Annotated in this window: 14 protein-coding genes and 1 pseudogene; 9 read left to right on the top strand and 6 right to left on the bottom strand. The window is 69.0% G+C overall.

The annotated features are described in order from the left end of the window. Positions 1–37 precede the first annotated feature (37 nt). Entirely contained in the window at positions 38–223 is a 186-nt protein-coding gene (locus tag FHR66_RS06020; RefSeq protein ID WP_010343492.1) for a 30S ribosomal protein THX, read from the bottom strand. 111 nt (positions 224–334) lie between these two features. Beyond that, positions 335–748: a MerC domain-containing protein gene (locus FHR66_RS06015; protein ID WP_160969663.1), complete on the bottom strand. Its 414-nt coding sequence runs from the start codon at positions 746–748 to the stop codon at positions 335–337. Positions 749–901: 153 nt separating this feature from the next. Here FHR66_RS06015 and FHR66_RS06010 point away from each other — a divergent pair, with 153 nt between their 5' ends. Beyond that, positions 902–2,974: a TonB-dependent receptor gene (locus FHR66_RS06010; protein ID WP_160969662.1), complete on the top strand. Its 2,073-nt coding sequence runs from the start codon at positions 902–904 to the stop codon at positions 2,972–2,974. 56 nt (positions 2,975–3,030) lie between these two features. On the opposite strand, the gene FHR66_RS06005 is transcribed toward FHR66_RS06010, so the two are convergent. After that, positions 3,031–3,363 carry a DMT family transporter gene (locus FHR66_RS06005; protein WP_010343489.1) on the bottom strand — a complete coding sequence of 111 codons (333 nt, stop codon included), beginning with the start codon at positions 3,361–3,363 and terminating at the stop codon, positions 3,031–3,033. 448 nt (positions 3,364–3,811) lie between these two features. Between FHR66_RS06005 and FHR66_RS06000 the strand changes: the two genes are divergently transcribed. From FHR66_RS06000 to FHR66_RS05985, 4 genes are all read left to right on the top strand, one after another. Then, the gene (locus FHR66_RS06000) at positions 3,812–6,202 is read left to right on the top strand and encodes a TonB-dependent receptor (protein ID WP_160969661.1); all 2,391 of its coding nucleotides are present in this window, start codon (positions 3,812–3,814) and stop codon (positions 6,200–6,202) included. 353 nt (positions 6,203–6,555) lie between these two features. Beyond that, positions 6,556–7,389 carry a 2Fe-2S iron-sulfur cluster-binding protein gene (locus tag FHR66_RS05995; protein WP_160969660.1) on the top strand — a complete coding sequence of 278 codons (834 nt, stop codon included), beginning with the start codon at positions 6,556–6,558 and terminating at the stop codon, positions 7,387–7,389. Beyond that, entirely contained in the window at positions 7,376–8,377 is a 1,002-nt protein-coding gene (locus FHR66_RS05990; RefSeq protein ID WP_160969659.1) for an FAD binding domain-containing protein, read from the top strand. Before FHR66_RS05995 ends, FHR66_RS05990 begins: the two co-directional genes overlap by 14 nt. 22 nt (positions 8,378–8,399) lie before the next feature. Then, on the top strand, positions 8,400–10,595 hold the full coding sequence (locus tag FHR66_RS05985; protein ID WP_160969658.1) for a xanthine dehydrogenase family protein molybdopterin-binding subunit: 2,196 nt from the start codon (positions 8,400–8,402) through the stop codon (positions 10,593–10,595). 294 nt (positions 10,596–10,889) lie between these two features. Here FHR66_RS05985 and FHR66_RS05980 read toward each other — a convergent pair whose 3' ends face one another. The 3 genes from FHR66_RS05980 to FHR66_RS05970 form a co-directional block, all read right to left on the bottom strand. After that, on the bottom strand, positions 10,890–11,495 hold the full coding sequence (locus tag FHR66_RS05980) for a nucleotidyltransferase family protein (protein WP_160969657.1): 606 nt from the start codon (positions 11,493–11,495) through the stop codon (positions 10,890–10,892). Continuing rightward, positions 11,495–12,547 carry an XdhC family protein gene (locus tag FHR66_RS05975; protein ID WP_160969656.1) on the bottom strand — a complete coding sequence of 351 codons (1,053 nt, stop codon included), beginning with the start codon at positions 12,545–12,547 and terminating at the stop codon, positions 11,495–11,497. The genes FHR66_RS05980 and FHR66_RS05975 overlap by 1 nt, the downstream gene beginning before the upstream one ends. 227 nt (positions 12,548–12,774) lie before the next feature. Further along, positions 12,775–13,923, bottom strand: a complete 1,149-nt coding sequence (locus FHR66_RS05970; protein ID WP_160969655.1) for a winged helix-turn-helix domain-containing protein — start codon at positions 13,921–13,923, stop codon at positions 12,775–12,777. Between the two features lie 337 nt (positions 13,924–14,260). Here FHR66_RS05970 and FHR66_RS05965 point away from each other — a divergent pair, with 337 nt between their 5' ends. The 4 genes and pseudogenes from FHR66_RS05965 to FHR66_RS05950 all read left to right on the top strand — a co-directional run bounded on the left by FHR66_RS05965 (position 14,261) and on the right by FHR66_RS05950 (position 19,076). Further along, entirely contained in the window at positions 14,261–15,016 is a 756-nt protein-coding gene (locus tag FHR66_RS05965; RefSeq protein WP_237475425.1) for a DUF2306 domain-containing protein, read from the top strand. Between the two features lie 46 nt (positions 15,017–15,062). Further along, on the top strand, positions 15,063–16,142 hold the full coding sequence (locus FHR66_RS05960; RefSeq protein WP_160969652.1) for a sensor histidine kinase: 1,080 nt from the start codon (positions 15,063–15,065) through the stop codon (positions 16,140–16,142). Then, positions 16,139–16,918 carry a LytR/AlgR family response regulator transcription factor gene (locus FHR66_RS05955; protein WP_160969650.1) on the top strand — a complete coding sequence of 260 codons (780 nt, stop codon included), beginning with the start codon at positions 16,139–16,141 and terminating at the stop codon, positions 16,916–16,918. The genes FHR66_RS05960 and FHR66_RS05955 overlap by 4 nt, the downstream gene beginning before the upstream one ends. A gap of 416 nt (positions 16,919–17,334) precedes the next feature. Beyond that, positions 17,335–19,076, top strand: a pseudogene (locus FHR66_RS05950) (S8 family serine peptidase). Position 19,077 lies beyond the last annotated feature (1 nt).

Genomic DNA, 19,077 nt, shown 5'->3' with positions numbered 1-19,077 from the left:
GCGCAAGCGCCGCGTTCTTCGTCAACCGGTGGCTGGCTCAGCCGGCCTTGGCGACCGTCTTCTTGGCCACGGCCTTCTTCACCGCCGGCGCCTTGACCACCGACTTCTTCGCGGCCGGCGCGGCAGCGCCCACGGCCACCTTGCTCACGCTGTGCGAGCGCGAATTGCCGTAGCTGGCGTTGTAGCGCTTGCCCTTGGCGGTCTTGCGGTCACCCTTACCCATGCTCATCGACTCCTGAATGTGTTTGCGAAAACCCCCGCGAGCTGCACGGGGTTTGGCGAGGCCAACGCGGTCAGCGCCCTCGCGCAAGGGCGGCAAGACTACCACGTGCGCTCAGTGGGCGCAGCTTGCGTCGTGCACGTGGCCGTGGTTCAGGCGCAGGTTGAGCAGGTGGGCCAGCCCGACCAGGGTGCCGCCGAAGGTCATGATCGCCGCATGCGGCGCCACCGCGTGGTGCAACGCCGGCACCAGCAACCCGGCCCACAGCGACAGCAGGCCCAGCAGCAGCAATCCCAGCGCCTGCCACACGCGATGGCGGCGATAGCCGAGCACCAGGCTGAACAGGCCGAGGCACGTCACGAACAGCACCAGCGTGCGCTCCACGCCGTCGCCCAGCCACATCGACAGGCCCAGCGACGGCAGCACCGCCAGCGCCAGCGGCAGCACCGCGCAATGCACCGCGCACAGCAGCGAACCGGTGGCGCCGAGGCGGTCGAGCGCGGCGCGCAGATCGAACGGTGAGGACATGACGGTCGGCACGGTTGAAAGTGTTACGGAATAATATAACATTCGGCCGCCGGCGACCAGCGCGTCCCGCGCCCCTTCCTGGACTGTCCGCCGCGATTGCGCGGCGCCGGTCGCGCGCACGTCGCCACGAACATCCCTCCGAATGGAATGCCCATGCCCTCTTCCCGCCCCGCCCTGCTCCGCCGTTCCGCCCTGTCCCTGGCCCTGCTTGGCCTGTTGAGCCCGTCGCTGGCCCTGGCCGCCGACCCGACCACCACGACGACCGCCGCCGATGCCACGCCGCCGGCCAGCGACAGCCGCCACGGCGCAGGCCACACGCAGGACCGGCACGTGAAGGACATGGACCAGGTGGTGGTCACCGCCAGCCCGCTGCGCGATGCCGCCGGCGCACTGAGCCAGCCGGTGGACGTGCTGGCCGGCGAGCGCCTGGACGAGAACCGCGGCGCCAGCATCGGCGAGACCGTGGCCAGCCTGCCGGGCGTGCAAAGCTCCAACTTCGGCCCCGGCGTGGGCCGGCCGATCATCCGCGGCCTCGACGGCCCGCGCGTGGCGGTGCTCAACGACGGCCTGTCCTCGCAGGACGTGTCCACGGTCAGCCAGGACCATTCGCCGGCGGTGGAACCGTTCCTGGCCGACCAGATCGAAGTGCTGAAAGGCCCATCGACCCTGCTGTACGGCTCCGGCGCCATCGGCGGCGTGGTCAACGTGGTCGACGGGCGCATCGCCGAGACCCCGGTCGACGGCGTGCACGGCCGTGCCGAGGCGCGCTGGGAAGGCGGCGACAAGAGCGGCAACACCGACATGTTCCGGGTCGATGCCGGCAACGGCAGCGGCCTGTCGATCCATGCCGACGGCGTGTATCGGAATCTGAAGGACTACGACACGCCGCAGGGCCCGCAGCTCAATTCGTTCGTCAAGTCCAAGGTCGGCTCGATCGGCAGTTCGCTGGCCGGCGACTGGGGCTTCGTCGGCGTGTCGGTCTCGCGCTTCCGCGACAACTACGGCAACCCGGGCGAACCCGGCGATCCGACTGCCGGCGAGCGCGGCGTGTCGCTGCAGCTGCACCAGGACCGCTTCGAGCTCAAGGGCGCGCTGAACGACCCGTGGGGCGACGGCAGCGCGCTGCGCTACAGCTTCGGCCACACCGCCTACACCCACACCGAGTTCGAAGGCGCGGAAGTGGGCACCAAGTTCGACAAGCGCGCCAACGAAGGCCGCGTGGAGGCCTCCTTCGGCCTGGGCGGCGGCTGGCAGACCGCGGTCGGCGTGCAGGGCAGCGATTCGACCTTCCAGGCGGTCGGCGAAGAAGCCTTCGTGCCGAAGACCGACACCCGCGCCATCGGCGTGTTCGCACTCGCGCGCAACAGCTGGGACCGCGTGCAGGCCGAGCTCGGCGCGCGCGTGGACAAGACCAAGTACGAGACCGACACCGGCGTGGACCGCGACTTCACTCCGAAGAGCCTGTCGCTGAGCGGCGGTTTCCGCTTCAACGAACAGTGGCGCCTGACCGCCAACCTCGACCACGCCGAGCGAGCCCCGGCCGAGGAAGAGCTGTTCGCCAACGGCCCGCACATCGCCACCCTCGCCTACGAGATCGGCAACCCCGATCTGAAGACCGAAAAGGCCAACCAGGCCGAGCTGGGCCTGATCTTCAAGAACGACTGGGTCGACGCCAAGGTGGCCGGTTACTACAACCGCTACGACGACTTCATCTACATCGTCGACACCGGCGGCCAGTGGTACCACGAGGAGGACAACGACTTCCTGCCGATCCGCCAGTGGACCCAGGCCGATGCGATCTTCCACGGCTTCGAGGGCGAGGCCACCTTCCACCTGGCCAACAACGACAGCGGCGCCTGGGACCTGCGCGTGTTCGGCGACACCGTGCGTGCGCGGCTGAAGGACGGCGGCAACCTGCCGCGCATCGCGCCGGCGCGCTATGGCGCGCAGCTGCGCTGGGACGCCAGCCACTGGCGCGCCGCGCTGGGCGCCACCCGCTACCAGAAGCAGGACAAGGTGGCGGTCAACGAGACCCCGACCGCCGGCTACACCCTGGTCGATGCACACCTGGCGTATCACGTCGATACCGGCAGCACCGCCTGGGAAGTGTTCCTGGACGGCAACAACCTGACCAACCAGGACGCGCGCGTGCACACCTCGTTCCTCAAGGACGACGTCATGCTGCCCGGCCGCAGCGCCTCGTTCGGCGTACGCCTGTTCTTCTGATCGGCACGTTCGCCGCAACGTGACGAGGCCGCCTTCGGGCGGCCTCTTTTTTTGGGCTAATGCGGCGCACTGCGCGAGAACACGTTGATCACCACCACGCCGGCGACGATCAGCGCCATGCCGACGATCGCCGGCGGATCCAGCGCCTGGCCGAACCGCCACCACGCCAGCAGCGAGATCAACACGATGCCGATGCCCGACCAGAGCGCATAGGCCACGCCTACCGGCACGCTGCGCAGGGTCAGCGACAGCAGATAGAAAGCGATGCCATAGCCGCACAGCGCCAGCAGCGTCGGCCACAGCCGGGTGAAGCCCTCGCTGGCCTTCAAGGCCGAGGTCGCGACCACCTCGGCCAGGATCGCCACCAGCAGGAACAGCCAGTTCTTCATTGCAGGACACTCTTGGAAACCATGCGCGCCACGATAGCAACTGGGGGCGTGGCGGCGATGGCAATGGCGATGGGCGCTATCGCAGATGTACTCGCGCAGCAGCCCGCTTTGTGCCGTTTTTAGGCCATCGGCCGCGACAGGCATCCAGGAACCGCCTCTGTCGCGGCTGCGTTCCTCATGCGCAGCCACGCCTGACCAAACGAAGCAACGCCGCACTGCGCACCGCACGCCGTGCGTGGCAGTGCAATGGCGGCCTGGCTGGGCAACCTGTCACGCAAACGAGGCATGTACCGCGCTGCACAACGGTCAGACCGCCCGACGGCGTTACAAAGAGCGCCGCGCGTTACCCCTGTCTCGCGCCGTACCGGCCGATGCGCCGCGGCCGCGCACTGTACGTGCGCGCCGCCTGCCGGCCGACTGTTCCGGATGAAGAAAGGAGAGATTCTTCATGCAACTTGCACCGCTTCGCCATCTGCTGCCCCTGTCCGTCGCCGCCGCCCTGCTCGCACCACCCGCGCAGGCACAGGCCGCCGACGCGCCCGCTGCGCCTGCAGCGCAACCCGACGCCACCACCTTGGATACCGTCGTGGTCAGCGGCACCGCGCGCTTCAAGGGCCTGCGCAAGCGCGACGCCAGCTTCTCGATCACCACCGCCACGCCCGAACAGATCCAGCAAGCGGTGCCACAGAGCAGCGCCGACCTGCTGAAGATCGTGCCCGGCGTGTGGGCCGAGCCCAGCGGCGGCGGCACCGGTGCCAACATCTTCGTGCGCGGCATGCCCTCCGAAGGCGATGCGCCGTTCGTCACCTTCCAGCTCGATGGCGCACCGCTGTTCCCACCGCCGACCCTGTCGTTCCTGGAGAACTCCACGCTGTTCCGTACCGACGACACCATCGAACGCATGGAGGTGCTGCGCGGCGGTCCCAGCCCGATCTTCTCCAATGGTCAAGCCGGCATCACGGTGAATTTCATCCAGAAGAAGGGCCAGGACGAGCCGGAAGGCAGCGTGCGCGTCACCGACGGCAGCGACGTCCTGCGCCGCATCGATCTGTTCGACAGCGGACCGATGGGCAACGGCTGGTACTACAGCGTCGGCGGCTTCTTCCGCGAGACCGACGGCGTACGCGACCCGCAGTTCCCCGCCGACAAGGGCGGCCAGTTCAGCGCCACCCTGAGCAAGCGCTGGGACAGCGGCGAACTGTCGTTCTATGCGCGCCACACCGACGACAACAACGCGTTCTACACCGCGATCCCGTTGCTGTCGCGCAACAACGGCAACGACCTGTCCAGCTTTCCCGGCCTCGACGCGCAGCGCGGCACGCTGCTGAGCAATGACTTCCGCAACGTCACCCTGCCGGTCGGCCCGAACGGTGAGACCATCCAGCGCGATCTGGGCGACGGCCGCGGCGTCAACATCGACGTGTTCGGTGGCGAGCTGAACTGGCAGCTGGGCGACTGGACCGTCGCCGACCGCTTCAACGTGATGGGCGGCACCGCGCCGACCTATGCGTTGTTCACCGGCGACGCGCCGCAGCGGCTGGGCGACTTCATCGCCGGCTACGGCAGCCCCGGCAGCGCGCGCTATACCAATGGCGGTGGCGCGGTCGACCAGAACCAGCAGGTGCTGGAAGCCGGCTGGTGGTCGGTGGACAAGCGCCTGAATTCCTTCACCAACGACCTGCGCCTGAGCCGCACGCTGTTCGCCGGCAACACGCTCACCGTGGGCAGCTACTACGCCAGGTACACCTCCAACGACACCTGGTACCTCGGCAACACCATGCTGCTGACCGCGCAGAACCACGCGCGGCGCATCGACGTGACCCTGGACGACGGCCGCCAGCCCACCCGTGACGGTTTCACCAGCACCGCCTTCCTGGCCCTGCGCGCGCACTACCAGGGCGAGAACGCCGCGGTGTTCGTCGCCGACGAATGGGAGCTGGACGAGCGCCTGCGCCTGGACCTGGGCGTGCGCTACGAGCGCCAGCGCGTCACCGGCACCGTGCACGACACCGCCACCGTGGACCTGGACGGCAACCCGGCCACGCTCTACGACAATGCCACCTCGATCTCGCTGCCGAGCGCACGGCGCATCGACCAGGACGACAACGCGCTGTCGTGGACCGCCGGTCTGAACTTCAAGCTCGACGCGCACAACAGCGTCTTCGCGCGGGTCAATTCCGGGGTCAAGTTTCCCGGCTTCGACAACCTGCGCGACGGGCAGACCAAGGTGCAGGACATCAGGCAGTACGAACTGGGATTGAAGTCCGGCGCGACCAACTACGATCTGTACCTGACCGGGTTCTACAACACCTTCAAGAATTCGCCGTTCCAGGCCTTCCTGGCCAACGGCACCAACTTCACCACGGTCGGCGATTCGCGCGCCTATGGCCTGGAGGTGGAAGGCGCGATCCGCCCGTTCGGCGGTTTCGAACTGGCCGGCACCGGGGTGTGGCTGGATGCGAAGTACCGCAACTACCGCGAGTACACCGGCAACCAGGTCATGCGCCAGCCCAAGCGGCAGTTCCGGCTGACCCCGAGCTACTACTGGATGCTGCCGTTCGGCGACCTGCGCGTGTTCGCGACCTATTCCTACATCGGCGAACGCTACGCCGACCTGGCCAACAGCCAGCGTCTGCCGTCCTACGACATGCTCGACATCGGCGCCAGCCTGCACAGCGGCGAGCACTGGGAGTTCACCGCCAGCGGCAGCAACGTGACCGATACGCTGGGCCTGACCGAAGGCAACGTGCGCGTACCTGGTGCGGCCACCGGGGGCGTGTTCATGGGCCGCCCGATCGCCGGTCGCCAGTATCAGCTGTCGGTGGCGTACCGCTGGTAGCACCTGCGCGATTGCAGACGCACGCGCTGCAATCGCCAGGGTTTCGTCGCGCGCATCGGCCGCGACAGGCGCGATCCGTCGTCTGTCGCGGCGGCCGCCGCTGCTGCAGATGCGCCCTCGACGCGCACTCGTGCAGTTGCGGCCACGAGGATCGGCCCGAACGCATCACTGCCTCGACACCCTCCCTTCGCGTTCTCTTCGCAATCCCTTCGCGGGATCGCCGCGATGCTGGCGACCGGGTTCGGATGCGTGCCCGTTCGTCGGCGCCACCATGGCGGTGCCGCTACCCAGGTCGACTCGCTCCATGCTGCGCCTGCGCGCGCACGGCGGCGGTCCCCAGGCAGGAGAGACCGATGCAGCATGACCCCCACCGTTCCGAAGCCGCGTCCGGCGCCGCCGGCAGCGCGCCCGATACCCCGCTGAGCGAGGACGAGGCCGCGCTCGCGCGCCGGCTCGGCATCAACGGCCTCTCGCGCCGCGAATTCATCGCCCTGCTCTCGGCCGCCGGCCTGAGCAGTGCCGGCGGCCAGATCCTCTTCAGCGACGCCGCGTTCGCCGCACCGGTTGCCAAGACCGCACCGCCGCAGAACGCCTTGCCCGTGGTCCTGGAGGTCAACGGTCAGCGCCACGCGCTGCAGTTGGACCCACGGACGACGTTGCTGGACGCGCTGCGCGAACATCTGGCGCTGACCGGCACCAAGAAGGGCTGCGACCACGGCCAGTGCGGTGCCTGCACAGTGATCGTCGACGGCGAACGCCGCCTCTCCTGCCTGACCCTGGCCGCACAAGCCGAAGACACGCAGATCACCACCATCGAGGGCCTGGCCGACGGCGAGCAGTTGCATCCGATGCAGGCCGCGTTCGTGCAGCACGACGGGTTCCAGTGCGGCTACTGCACGCCGGGGCAGATCTGCTCGGCCGTGGCGCTGTTGAACGAGATCAAGCGCGGCGACGCCAGCCATGTCAGCGCCGACGTCAGTCGGCCGGTCACCGAGCTCAGCGACGCCGAGGTGCGCGAGCGCATGAGCGGCAACATCTGCCGCTGCGGCGCCTACCCGAAGATCGTCGCCGCCATCCAGGACGTGCACAGCGGCGGCGCGCCGCGGCCGCTGACATGGCGCTATGTCGACCAGTCCGAGCTGACTGCCCTGAAGATGGCGAAGGAGGTGGCCGATGACGCCGTTTAAGTACCAGCGCGCGACCACGCCGGAGGACGCGGTGCGCCGTGTCGCCGCCAATCCGAACGCGCGGTTCCTCGGCGGCGGCACCAATCTGCTCGACCTGATGAAGGAAGGGGTGACCGGCGCCGACGAGATCGTCGACCTGACCCGGCTCAAGGGCCTGGCCGAGATCGCCGAAACCGCCGACGGTGGACTGCGTCTGGGCGCGCTCGCCAACAATACGCAGACCGCCAACCATCCCTTGGTGCGCCAACGCTATCCGTTGCTGAGCCAGGCGATCCTGGCCGGTGCCACGATGCAACTGCGCAACATGGCCAGCAATGGCGGCAACCTGCTGCAGCGCACGCGCTGCGGCTACTTCTACGACACCGCCCTGCCCTGCAACAAGCGCGAACCCGGCAGCGGTTGCGGCGCGCGCGAGGGACTCAACCGCACCCACGCGATCTTCGGCCACAGCCCACACTGCGTGGCGGTGCACCCGTCGGACATGTGCGTGGCGCTGGCCGCGCTGGACGCGACGGTGCACGTACGCACGCCCGCCGGCGCACATCGTGAGATCCCGTTCGCCGAGTTCCACTTGTTGCCCGACGCACGCGCCGACCTGGACAACCAGTTGGCGCACGGCGAACTGATCGAGTCGATCACGCTGCCGGCGCAGAGCTTCGCCGCGCACAGCCACTACCTGAAGGTGCGCGACCGGGCCAGCTACGCGTTCGCGCTGGTGTCGGTGGCCGCGGCGCTGGCGCTGGAACCGGACGGACGCATCCGCGAAGCGCGCATCGCCATGGGCGGGGTGGCGCACAAACCCTGGCGCGCGCGCGCCGCCGAACGTTCGCTGGTCGGGCAGCATGTCGGTGAAGCCGCCTTCGCCGCCGCTGCGCAGGCCGAGATGGCCGCGGCGCGGCCGCTGGCGCACAACGCCTACAAGATCCCGATGGGCACGCACGCGATGATCCGCGCCCTGCACCGCGCCAGCGGCAGTGACGCCGCGTGAGCGGCCAACCGGAGAACCGGCAATGAACTACATCGGCAAGGAAATGCGCCGCGTCGACGGCTACGCCAAGGTCACCGGCAAGGCGCGCTACGCCGCGGAGTTCCAGATCCCGCATCTGGTGCACGGCTACATCCTCACCAGCACCATCGCCAAGGGCCGCATCGTGCGCATCGACACCCGCGCCGCCGAAGCCGCGCCCGGCGTGATCAAGGTGCTGACCCACCTCAATGCGATCAAGCCGGTGTCCGATGCGGTCAAGAAGAAGGGCGAAGACCTGTCGTTCCGCGCCCTGGTCGACGACCGCATCCATTTCAACGCGCAGCCGATCGCGGTGGTGGTGGCCACGACCTTCGAACAGGCGCGGCACGCATCGCGGCTGATCCAGGTGGACTACGCCGCCGAGACCGCGCATACCGATTTCGACGCGTTGCTCGACCAGGCGCAGGATCCGACCCCGGAGGAATCGCCGAAGCCGCGCGGCAACCCGGCCGCAGCGTTCGCCGCCGCGCCGGTAAAGCTGGAGGCCGCGTACACGATGCCGGTCGAGCACCACAACCCGATGGAGCCGCACGGCGGCATCGGCTACTGGATCGGCGACACCCTGACCGTGGTCAACAAGAGCCAGAACGTCTACCAGGACCGCGAACAGCTGGCCGGCTACTTCGGCATTCCGGTGGACAAGGTCAACGTGGTGTCGCTGTTCGTCGGCGGCGCGTTCGGCTCGTGCCTGCGCCCGAACTACTACACCTTCCTGCTCGGGGCGGTGTCCAAGGCGGTCGGCCTGCCGGTGAAAATCGTCTACACCCGGCGGCAGATGTTCAGCGGCCATGGCTACCGCCCCTACTACCGCGTGGAACTGGGGCTGGGCGCCGACGCCGCCGGCACGCTGCAGGCAATCCGCTACCGGCACGTGCTCAACACCTCGCGCATCGAGGCGTTTAACGAGGCGGACTTCCGCAATGCACGCTCGCTGTATGCCTGTCCCAACGTGGAAGACCGCTTCGAGGTGGTAGAGACCGACCTGCCGACGCCGCAGGCGATGCGCGCGCCCGGTACCATCAGCCAGATGTTCGGCATCGAGTGCGCGATGGACGAACTGGCCTATGCGCTGAAGATGGATCCGTTGCAACTGCGCCTGGCCAACTACGCCGAGACCGATCCGGAAACCGGCAAACCGTTCTCGAGCAAGGCGCTGCGCGAATGCTACGCGCTCGCCGCCGAGACCTTCGGCTGGAGCAAGCGCACGCCCGAACCACGCTCCATGCGCGATGGCCGCCTGCTGGTCGGCTGGGGCATGGCCACCGGCACCTGGGCGGCGCTGCAGATGCCGGCGCTGGCGCGGGTCGTGCTGAAGGCCGACGGCAGTGCCCGGGTCGGGAGTGCCACGGCCGATATCGGCCCCGGCACCTACACGGTGATGACCTTGATCGCCGCCGAGTATCTGGGCATCGATGCCAAACGCGTGCAGTTCGAACTCGGCGACACGCGTCTACCCAAGGCGCCCGCGCAGGGCGGCTCGTGGACCACCGCCAGCGTCGGCAGCGCGATCCACGGCGCGGCGCGCGAGATCCGCGGCAAGCTGCTGGAACTGGCGCGGCAGGATGGGCAGGCTGCGTTCAGCGGGCTGGACGTGGATGCAGTGGAACTGGTCGATGGCCGGCTGCGGCCGACCGGCAAGCCCGAGGCCGGCCTGGAGGTCGCCAAGCTGATGCGCCAGCACGGCCTGCAGGAACTGGAGGTGGTGCACGAATCCAAGCCCTCGGCCGAGCGCAAAAAATACGCGACCGCCGCGCATGGTGCGCAGTTCATCGAGGTCAAGGTCGATCCGGATACCGGCATGGTGCAGGTGACGCGGGTCATCGAAGCCACCGCCTGCGGCAAGATCATGAATCCGCTGACCTCGCACAGCCAGGAAATCGGCGGCGTGGTAATGGGCATCGGCATGGCGCTGAGCGAAGGCACCGAGATCGACCATCGCTACGGGCGCATGCTCAACGCCTCGCTGGCCGACTATCACGTGCCGGTCAACGCCGACGTGCACGAGATCCAGACCATGTTCGTCGAAGAGGACGACACGATCGTCAACCCGCTCGGGGTCAAGGGCATGGGCGAGCTGGGCATGGTCGGCATTCCCGCGGCCATCGCCAACGCCGTGTTCCACGCCACCGGCAAGCGTATCCGCGATTTGCCGATCACCCCGGACAAGTTGATCGGCTGAGCGTAGTCGCCCTTGCTGCGCCGCGCTCCATTAATGCACTTTGCCGCGCGTCCCTCCCCTTGTAGGAGCGGCTTCAGCCGCGACAGGCGTCACCGGTAATACCTGTCGCGGCTGAAGCCGCTCCTACAGCAGGCTTTCGTCGTCATTAGAAAAGCCCTTTCCGTCCTGACGAGCGAGGCAGAACATCATTCCAACGTCGACCGCCGTCTGACGGGAACTTCTGCTCGCTTCAATCCGGCCATCGCGTAGCAAGCTCTGCAGGATTTGCCGCAACGCCCCGCCCCACGGCAATCGCTACGGATCCAGCCATCCCCGCGCCACCGCCGCCTGCACGTCCTCCGGCGTGTCCAGATCCAACGCCAGTGCAGGTGCGACGATGCAGCCGAGGCTGTCCGGGGCCAGCGTCGCGAACAGCGCGCGCAAGCCCTGATCGCCGCCCAACGGCAGCGTGCGCCAGCGCTGCTGGGCCACCACCGCCGGCATGCCGCGCACGCCGGCGTAGGCGCTGACCGCGCAACCGGACGCCGCCCGCGCGGCCGCCGCCAGCAGGTCCTGCAGATGCGCCGCCGATAGCGCCGGCTGGTCGCAGCCGAGCACCAGGCTATGGGTGATCGATGCATCGTCGCGTACCGCCGCACGCAGGCAGTCGAGGCTGCCGCCCATGCCGGTGGACCAGTCCGGATTGTGCACACATTCCACCGGCAATCCCTCCAGCAGCGGACGCAGCGCCTCGGCCTGCGCGCCCAGCACCACCACGCAGCGCGCCGGCGCCGTGGACAAGGCCAGTCGCACGACCTTGCGCAGCAGCGGCTCGCCGTCGCTGGTCAGCATCTGCTTGGGGCGGCCGAGGCGGCGGCTGGCGCCCGCGGCCAGGATCAGCGCCGCATGTGCCTGTGTCATCACCCGCCGCCCTCGGCCAGCCGTCGCGGTGCCGCCGCCAGCGCATCGCGATGCGATCGCCGCGGCCTGTCGCTCGCCTGCGCGACCGTGCTCAGCCGCGGCGGCGCCGCCCGGCTGGCCTGCAATTGCGCGGCGATACTGAGCGCGATCGCCTCCGCGCCGCTGCCTCCCAGGCGCAGCCCGATCGGCGAATGCAGGCGCGGCGACAGCTGCGCGCGTTGCGTGGGGCTCAGCAAACGGAACAGGTCCTCGCGCCGCCGCACCGGTCCCAGCAGGCCGAGGAACGGGATCGCACTGCCGGCCAGCGCATCCAGCGCTTCGCGATCCAGTTCGAAATTGTGGTGCATCACCAGCGCCGCATCGCTACCGGCACAGTCGGCCAGGGCGCGTGTCGGCGTGCACGCCAGGGCGCAGTCGGCCAGCGCTCCCAACGCAGACCAGCGCGGCCGCTGCTCGACCAGGGTGGTCATCCAGCCCAACTGACGCAGCAAGGGCAGCAACAACGTGGTTTCCGGGCCGGCGCCGAAGACGCTGACTCTCGGCGGTGGCGGCACATGCACCTCGCCGACGCGCGGCGGCGCCGCAGACACCGTGCGCCAGGGCAACCGCCATTGCAACGCCTGCTCGGCCACGCGGGCGGCGATGCCACCGTCGGCATCCAGCGCCAGGGTCAATCCACCGCGCCCCTGCAGCCAGGCCTGGGCCAGCCCATCGAAACCGGGCAAGGCGAGCAGCGGCAACAAGGCCAGGTGCAGGCGGCCCCGGCAACCGGCGGACGAACCCGACAGCAGGTCTTCGTCCTCGCGCGTATCGATCTCCATCCATGCCGGCGTGCAGGAGGCGGCGGCCTCCGCGGCACACCGCGCGATCTCCGGCTCCAGGCAACCGCCGCTGAGCCAACCCTGCTGCGCACCATCGGGACCGAACAAGGCCATCGCCCCGGCATGCGCGTAGGTGGAGCCTTCGCGGGCCATCGCCACGGCCAGCACGGCAGGCGTGCGGCGGCGGCAGGCGTCGAGGGCTTCATGGAGACAGTGTCGAGCAGCGGACATGCGGCGGCACAGGCGAAAGGGGGAAGCCCGAGCCTAAGCGGCGGCCTGTGGTCGCGAGGTGACCCTGGCTGTCGTTCGGTGGGTGTCGGGTTTGCGGCGCCGGCAGCGCAAGGTCGGCGTCAACCGCCGCACCCATGCGATCGGCGATGCGCGGCGCGATGCCACAGCCGGCGCTGCGCTGCGGATACCGGTAACTTGCGCCACACACCCGCGGCGACGACGGCCCGCTACGGCAGATGGAAGCGTTCGAAGCGCTGCAAGGCCGCGTCGATCGTCGCCTGCAGCGCTGGCCGCCGCGGTTCCAGCCAGGTCCATTGCTGGATCAGCAGGCGACCGGCGCGCCGGTCCATCTTCAGGTCGAGCGCAGCGACGATGCGGTCACCGACCAGCACCGGCAGCGCGAAGTAGCCCAGCACCCGCTGCGGCGCCGGCACGTAGGCCTCGAAACGATGGCTGTAGCCGAAGAACTGCTGCAGCCGCTTGCGCTGGATCACCAGCGGATCGAACGGCGACAGCAAGTGCGCCCGCGTCGGATCCGGCGGCGGCGGCGTGCTGTCCAGCACCTCCGGCTCGGCCCACAAGGCGACGCTCTCCTGGCCCTGCAGATGCACCGGGCGCAGGCGCTTGCGCGTCACTTCAGCGGCGATCAACGCACGCACCGCCGGTTTGGCGGCGGTCTCGCCATAGCAGACCGAATCCACGCCGACGATGGCCTGCGCGCGCAGCGCACGCTGCAGCAGGTAACGTGCGTACTGCGCGTCGCTGACCGGACGCGGCCGCTGCCGCCAGCCGAAATGCCGCGCGGCCAGTTCGTAGGTCTTGAGCATGCCGCTGCGTTGGCTGACCACCAGGTCGCCGCTGAAGAAACCGTACTGCAACGCGGCCCGCGACGGCTTGCGGCTGCCCCACGGATGGGTCTTCTCGACCAGCACCTCATCGTCGATGTCGCGGATCGACAACGGCCCCTCGCTGCGGATGCGCCGCAGCAAGCGCGCGTAGTCCTGCGCATCCACCGTGCCCCTGGCGTCTGCCTGTGCGCGTCGACGCGCCATCTGCGCCACGTACATGCGGTAGTCGGCGACCGGCACGTAGGCCAGGGCATGCGTCCAGTACTCGAACAGCGACTTGTCCTGCGACTGCGCCTGCTCCAGGTCCTGTTCGCGGTACTCGGGAATGCGCGTATACAGCACATGGTGGTGGCTACGCGCAATCACGTGGATGGTGTCGATCTGCACATAGCCCAGGTGCGCGGTGGCCTGCCGCACCGCCTCCGCACCACACCCGAACGGCGCCGGGGTGGTCAGGCGCTGCGCGTGCAGCCACAGTGCACGCGCCCGGGCGGGCGCGAGCGGGACAGAAGCGATGGGAGTGCGCATCGAACGGCCTTCCTCGTAACGCGACAGCGCCCATGAGGATAGCAACCCGGATTGCGCAACGCGGCGTACAGGGCATCCGTCGCGGCGCGTTTGGTCGGCGTGCGCCGCACTTCATCCGCCATGGCCGCCACCGGTCCGATCGCCCAGGCAAGGCAGCGATGGTCTGTCGACACTGCGTGCCACCGCCACCGCCACCGCCGCGCACGCCGCCATGACCTCGATCGCCTCCATACCGCCCCTCCCCGCTCCCACTGCACCCCGCCTGGCGACACCGCCGCGGCCGCACGCCGGGCAAGCCTGGGCGCCGCGACTCCTGCGTGGGGCGGCGGCGCTGTGGATGAGCATCGCCATCGGCGGTCAGCTCGCCTTCGCCGCCTACGTCGCCGGCTTCTACGGACGCACCGCATTGGCCGGCACTCCCGAGCGCTGGAACCAGGTCATGGCACGCGGCCATGTCGCCGGCGACAGCGTGTTCAATGCGGTGCTGGCGCTGCATCTGGGCCTGGCAGTGGCGATCGTGCTCGGGGGCGCTGCGCAACTGCTGCCGGCGTTGCGACGCCGGCACCCGGCCGTGCACCGCTGGAACGGACGCGTCTACCTGGTCAGTGCCGTCGCCCTCAGTCTCGGTGGCCTGGCGATGATCTGGATTCGCGGCGGCGTCGCCGGCGATCTGGGACAGCATCTGGGCACCAGCGCCAATGCGGTGCTGATCCTGCTGTGCGTGGCCATGGCCTGGCGCCATGCCCGACGCGGCCAGTGGCCGGCGCATCGACGCTGGGCGCTACGCCTGTTTCTGGCGGTCAGCGGCGTGTGGTTCTTCCGGATCGGGTTGATGGGCTGGCTGGCCATCAACCAGGCGCCGGTCGGTTTCGATCCGGACCGTTTCGTCGGGCCGACGCTGACCGCGCTGGCGTTCGCGCAGGCATTGCTGCCGCTGGCCGTCCTGGAACTGTATCTGCGTGCGCTCGACAGCCGCCGCAGCGGCCCGCAGTGGCTGGCGGCGGTGGTGCTTGCTGCGATGAGCGCGGCCACCCTGGTCGGCACCCTCGCCGCGGTCGCGGGGATGTGGTGGCCGGTGCTGCGGCAAGCCTGAGCGCGGCCACCGCGCCGAACGCCCGCGCTCCGGTATGCTCGCGGCCATGTCGCCTCCGTCCCCGCTCCCCGCACCACCGCGCGCACCCGCGCTGCTGGCCTGGGCGCGCATCGTGCCGGTGTTCCTGGTCGCCGGCGCGCTCGGCCTGCTGATGAGCCTGAGCTGGGACAGTCCCCTGCCCGTCCTGGTCCGCAGCCTCATGCTGGGCGCGGCCGCACTGGGCGCTTACACGCTGTTCGAGCGCTGGCCACCACGGCTGCCACGCTGGCTGGCGCGCTGGGCGCTGCAGGTGTTCGGCGTCGCACTGGCGATCCCGACGACGACGCTGCTGATCTACCTGGACTCCACTCAAGCCGGTGCGCCGCCGTTCTGGCAGGACTCGGATCGGCTGGCCGGCTTCGCCACGCTCACCATCGTCGGCGTGCTGATCGCGCCATGGATGGCCCTGGCCGCCCTGGTCCGGCAAAAGGATGCCCTGGCCCGACATCAGGCGCTGGCGTTCGCGCTGGAGCGCAGCGAACTGGAGCGCGAGGCGCTGGACGCGCGCCTGCAGCTGTTGCAGCGCCAGGTCGCCCCGCATTTTCTGTTCAACACCCTGGCCAACGTGCAGGCGCTGATCGATGTCGGTTCGCCGCGGGCCGCGGAGCTGATGCGCAGCCTGATCGCCTACCTGCACGCCGCGGTGCCGCGCCTGCACGACGCCACCAGCACGCTGGGCGACGAACTGGCGCTGGCCCGCGCCTACCTGGAGCTGATGCACATGCGCATGCCCGACCGGCTGCGCTATGCGATCGACGCCGAGGACGCGGTGCAGGAGGTGCGCTGCCCGACCCTCGCCGTGCTGACCCTGGTCGAGAACGCGGTCAAGCATGGCATCGATCCATCCGAGGAAGGCGGCAGCATCGCCATTCGCGCCTGGCGCAGCGGCGAGCGCTGTCATCTGCGGGTGGAGGACAGCGGGGCCGGAGAGGACGACGGCCGCGGCGGGCTGGGTACCGGCCTGCGCACCTTGCGCGACCGCCTCGCGCTTGGCTTCGGCGATACGGCACAGCTGCAGTTGCGTCCACGCCTGCCGCACGGCACCTGCGCCGATCTCAGCCTGCCGATGACGGTACCGCCCCGATGATCGCGCCCACCGCGCTGATCGCCGACGACGAACCGCTGCTGCGCGAGGCCTTGCGGCGTCAGCTTGCCCGCCTGTGGCCCGAGTTGCGGATCGTCGCCGAGGCACGCAACGGCCGCGAGGCGGTGCGCCTGTTCGAGGAACACGCGCCGCAGATCTGCCTGCTCGACATCCAGATGCCAGGTCTGTCCGGCGTGCAGGCCGCGCAGCAGATCGGCCGGCGCGCGCACCTGGTGTTCGTCACCGCCTACACCGACTACGCGGTGCAGGCCTTTGCCGAAGGCGCGCTCGACTATCTGGTCAAGCCGGTGCAGGACGCACGCCTGGCCGATACCGTCGCACGGCTGCAACAGCGCCTGCAGGCCGCGCAACCGGCGGCCGACCTCACCGAGCACCTGCTGCGCCTGGCGGAGCGGCTGCGCCCGCCAGAGCGCCCCGCCCCGCTGCGCTGGTTGCAGGCGCAGAGCGGCGGCACCGTGCGCCTGATCGCGGTGGAGGCCATCGACTACCTGCGCTCGGACAGCAAGTACACCAGCGTGGCCTGGCGCGACCCGGACGGACAGGCATGCACCTCGATCGTGGCCACGCCGCTCAAGGACCTGGCGGCACAACTGGATCCGGACGACTTCCAGCAGGTGCACCGCGCGGTGGTGGTCAACCGCCGCGCGATCCTGCATGTAGTGCGTGGCGACAACGAGACCGCGCAGATCCACCTGCGCGGCCGCAAGGAGACGTTGCCGGTCAGCCGCAGCTATCTGCCGTTGTTCCGGGCGATGTAGCGGTGTCTTCGACCAGCCCAGCCCCACGCCGCAGTTGATGGCGAGCGTGCCTGCATGCCGCTCGCGCAACCGTGGCGGCCCATCCGTTGCCCGGGCCACGCGGCCGTCGATGCGCTGGAGCAATTCGTAAACGCCTTGCCCACGCCGGTAGCGCGTTTCGGCTGAAATCCCGCGCCAACGCGCGGCGATCCGCACAGTACCGGAACACATGCGAACCACGTCATTTTCGCGGCGTGCGTTGCGCTTGCGACGGAAATCCGGATGCGGGTAGCTTGCGCCGCGCTTGGCGACCGACCGCAACCGACCCAATGGCGAACGCCGGCAGGCAACGCAGGGACCGGCACTGCGCAGGCGATGCCTGGCATGCACGTGGCAAGCGCCATCGACTGTCCCCCCACCTCCTCTGGATCCGCCACATGACATCTCCCTGCACACGACCGGTCACTGTCCTGCTGTCGGCCCTCGCGCTCGGCATGGCAGCAGGCAATAGCGCGGCCGCCGCAAGCGCCGCCGACGATCCACTGTTCCGCTATCAGTGGTACCTGCACAACCAGGGCCAGGCGGTCATCGGCGACACGCTTCCCACCGCGGGCGTCGACCTGGATGTGGATGTCCTGCATGAACTCCACATCCGCGGTGCAGGCGCCAAGATCGGCGTGATCGATGGCGGCTGGACATCCGCCACGAAGACCTTGCCGCCAACATCCTGCCCAACGGCTCGCACAATTTCCTCGACGGTTCGCACGACCCCAAGCCGAGCGACGTCGACGACGCGCACGGCACGGCGGTGGCCGGCATCGCCGCCGCGGTAGGCTGGAACGGCAAAGGCGGACGCGGCGTCGCCCCGCAAGCATCGCTGGCCGGCTTCAACTACCTCCAGTCGGACCAGAGCGACGACAAGCTCCGCTATGCATGGGGCAATGGCGCCGACGCCAGAAATCTGGACATCTTCAACAACAGCTGGGGCATCGTCTCCAATTTTTATCCCAACGTCTCGGTCGAAGATCAATACGCCTGGGAGAAACTCATGCGCGCCGGGCGCAACGGCAAGGGCGCCATCTACGTCAAAGCGGCCGGCAACGACTTCGACAGCTTCATCTACGCGGACGCGCAAGGCGCTCTGGCCGATCATTGCCCGGATCTGCCCAAGCGCTACAACGTCGCCTGCAGCCTGGCCAACGTCGATCCGAAGAACGATCTGATCACCACCATCGTGGTCGGCGCAGTGAATGCGCGAGGCGTGCGCAGCTCGTACTCATCGCCCGGCTCGGCGGTCTGGGTCAGCGGCTTCGGCGGCGAATACGGGCAGCAGAAGCGCTACCAGCAGTCCCGGTCGGCGGCGACCGCCAGCGACCCCCTCTACGACCCGGCGATCGTGACCACCGATCTCAGCGGCTGCGCCGCCGGGTACAACCGCGACGGGGTGCCGGTGGAGAACGCGTTGGACGGCAGCAAGTCCCCGATCGACGCTTCGTGCAACTACACCGGGCTCATGAACGGCACGTCCTCAGCCACGCCGACGGTGTCGGGGGTGACGGCGCTGATGCTCGGCGTGAATCCGCAACTGACCTGGCGCGACGTGAAATACATCCTGGCCACGACCGCGCGGCAGATCGACAGCGGGCAGCCGAAAGCGCTCTACAACGGCAGCGTGATCGATCCCGGCTGGATCACCAACGCCGCCGGCCATCGCTTCAGCAATTGGTACGGCTTCGGGCTGGTGGATGCAGCCGCGGCCGTGGAAGCGGCCACGCACTTCACAACGCTGCCGCCGCTGCAGGACACCGACTACCAGGTCTACAGCGGTGCGGCCAGCACCATCGGCGGTGTCGCATCGCCAGCCAGGCTGACCGTCAACATCAAACAACAGATGAAAGTCGAGGCGGTGCAACTGTACTTCGACGGCACCCACAAGGATCCCAGCCGTCTGCGCGTGGTGCTGGTCTCCCCGCATGGCACGCGCAGCTACGTGATGACCCCGTTCTCGGCCTTGAACAAGGACGTCTACACCCAGGGCATGTCGATCCCGCTGACCGCCAGCAATGCCTTCCTGGACGAGGATGCGGCCGGGCCCTGGACGCTGGAGGTCGCCGATATGCTCGACGCGCATGGCAAGGAACAACTGCAGCACTTCGAACTCCGCGTGGTGGGCCACTGAC

Source organism: Xanthomonas sp. F4, from assembly GCF_011761895.1.
This window is presented reverse-complemented; position numbering and strand designations above follow the sequence as displayed.

What these genes read in the sequence shown, in the direction of transcription:
- FHR66_RS06020 (WP_010343492.1), bottom strand. Translation starts at nt 223, where the DNA reads ATGGGTAAGGGTGACCGCAAGACCGCCAAGGGCAAGCGCTACAACGCC.
- FHR66_RS06015 (WP_160969663.1), bottom strand. Translation starts at nt 748, where the DNA reads ATGTCCTCACCGTTCGATCTGCGCGCCGCGCTCGACCGCCTCGGCGCC.
- FHR66_RS06010 (WP_160969662.1), top strand. Translation starts at nt 902, where the DNA reads ATGCCCTCTTCCCGCCCCGCCCTGCTCCGCCGTTCCGCCCTGTCCCTG.
- FHR66_RS06005 (WP_010343489.1), bottom strand. Translation starts at nt 3,363, where the DNA reads ATGAAGAACTGGCTGTTCCTGCTGGTGGCGATCCTGGCCGAGGTGGTC.
- FHR66_RS06000 (WP_160969661.1), top strand. Translation starts at nt 3,812, where the DNA reads ATGCAACTTGCACCGCTTCGCCATCTGCTGCCCCTGTCCGTCGCCGCC.
- FHR66_RS05995 (WP_160969660.1), top strand. Translation starts at nt 6,556, where the DNA reads ATGCAGCATGACCCCCACCGTTCCGAAGCCGCGTCCGGCGCCGCCGGC.
- FHR66_RS05990 (WP_160969659.1), top strand. Translation starts at nt 7,376, where the DNA reads ATGACGCCGTTTAAGTACCAGCGCGCGACCACGCCGGAGGACGCGGTG.
- FHR66_RS05985 (WP_160969658.1), top strand. Translation starts at nt 8,400, where the DNA reads ATGAACTACATCGGCAAGGAAATGCGCCGCGTCGACGGCTACGCCAAG.
- FHR66_RS05980 (WP_160969657.1), bottom strand. Translation starts at nt 11,495, where the DNA reads ATGACACAGGCACATGCGGCGCTGATCCTGGCCGCGGGCGCCAGCCGC.
- FHR66_RS05975 (WP_160969656.1), bottom strand. Translation starts at nt 12,547, where the DNA reads ATGTCCGCTGCTCGACACTGTCTCCATGAAGCCCTCGACGCCTGCCGC.
- FHR66_RS05970 (WP_160969655.1), bottom strand. Translation starts at nt 13,923, where the DNA reads ATGCGCACTCCCATCGCTTCTGTCCCGCTCGCGCCCGCCCGGGCGCGT.
- FHR66_RS05965 (WP_237475425.1), top strand. Translation starts at nt 14,261, where the DNA reads ATGAGCATCGCCATCGGCGGTCAGCTCGCCTTCGCCGCCTACGTCGCC.
- FHR66_RS05960 (WP_160969652.1), top strand. Translation starts at nt 15,063, where the DNA reads ATGTCGCCTCCGTCCCCGCTCCCCGCACCACCGCGCGCACCCGCGCTG.
- FHR66_RS05955 (WP_160969650.1), top strand. Translation starts at nt 16,139, where the DNA reads ATGATCGCGCCCACCGCGCTGATCGCCGACGACGAACCGCTGCTGCGC.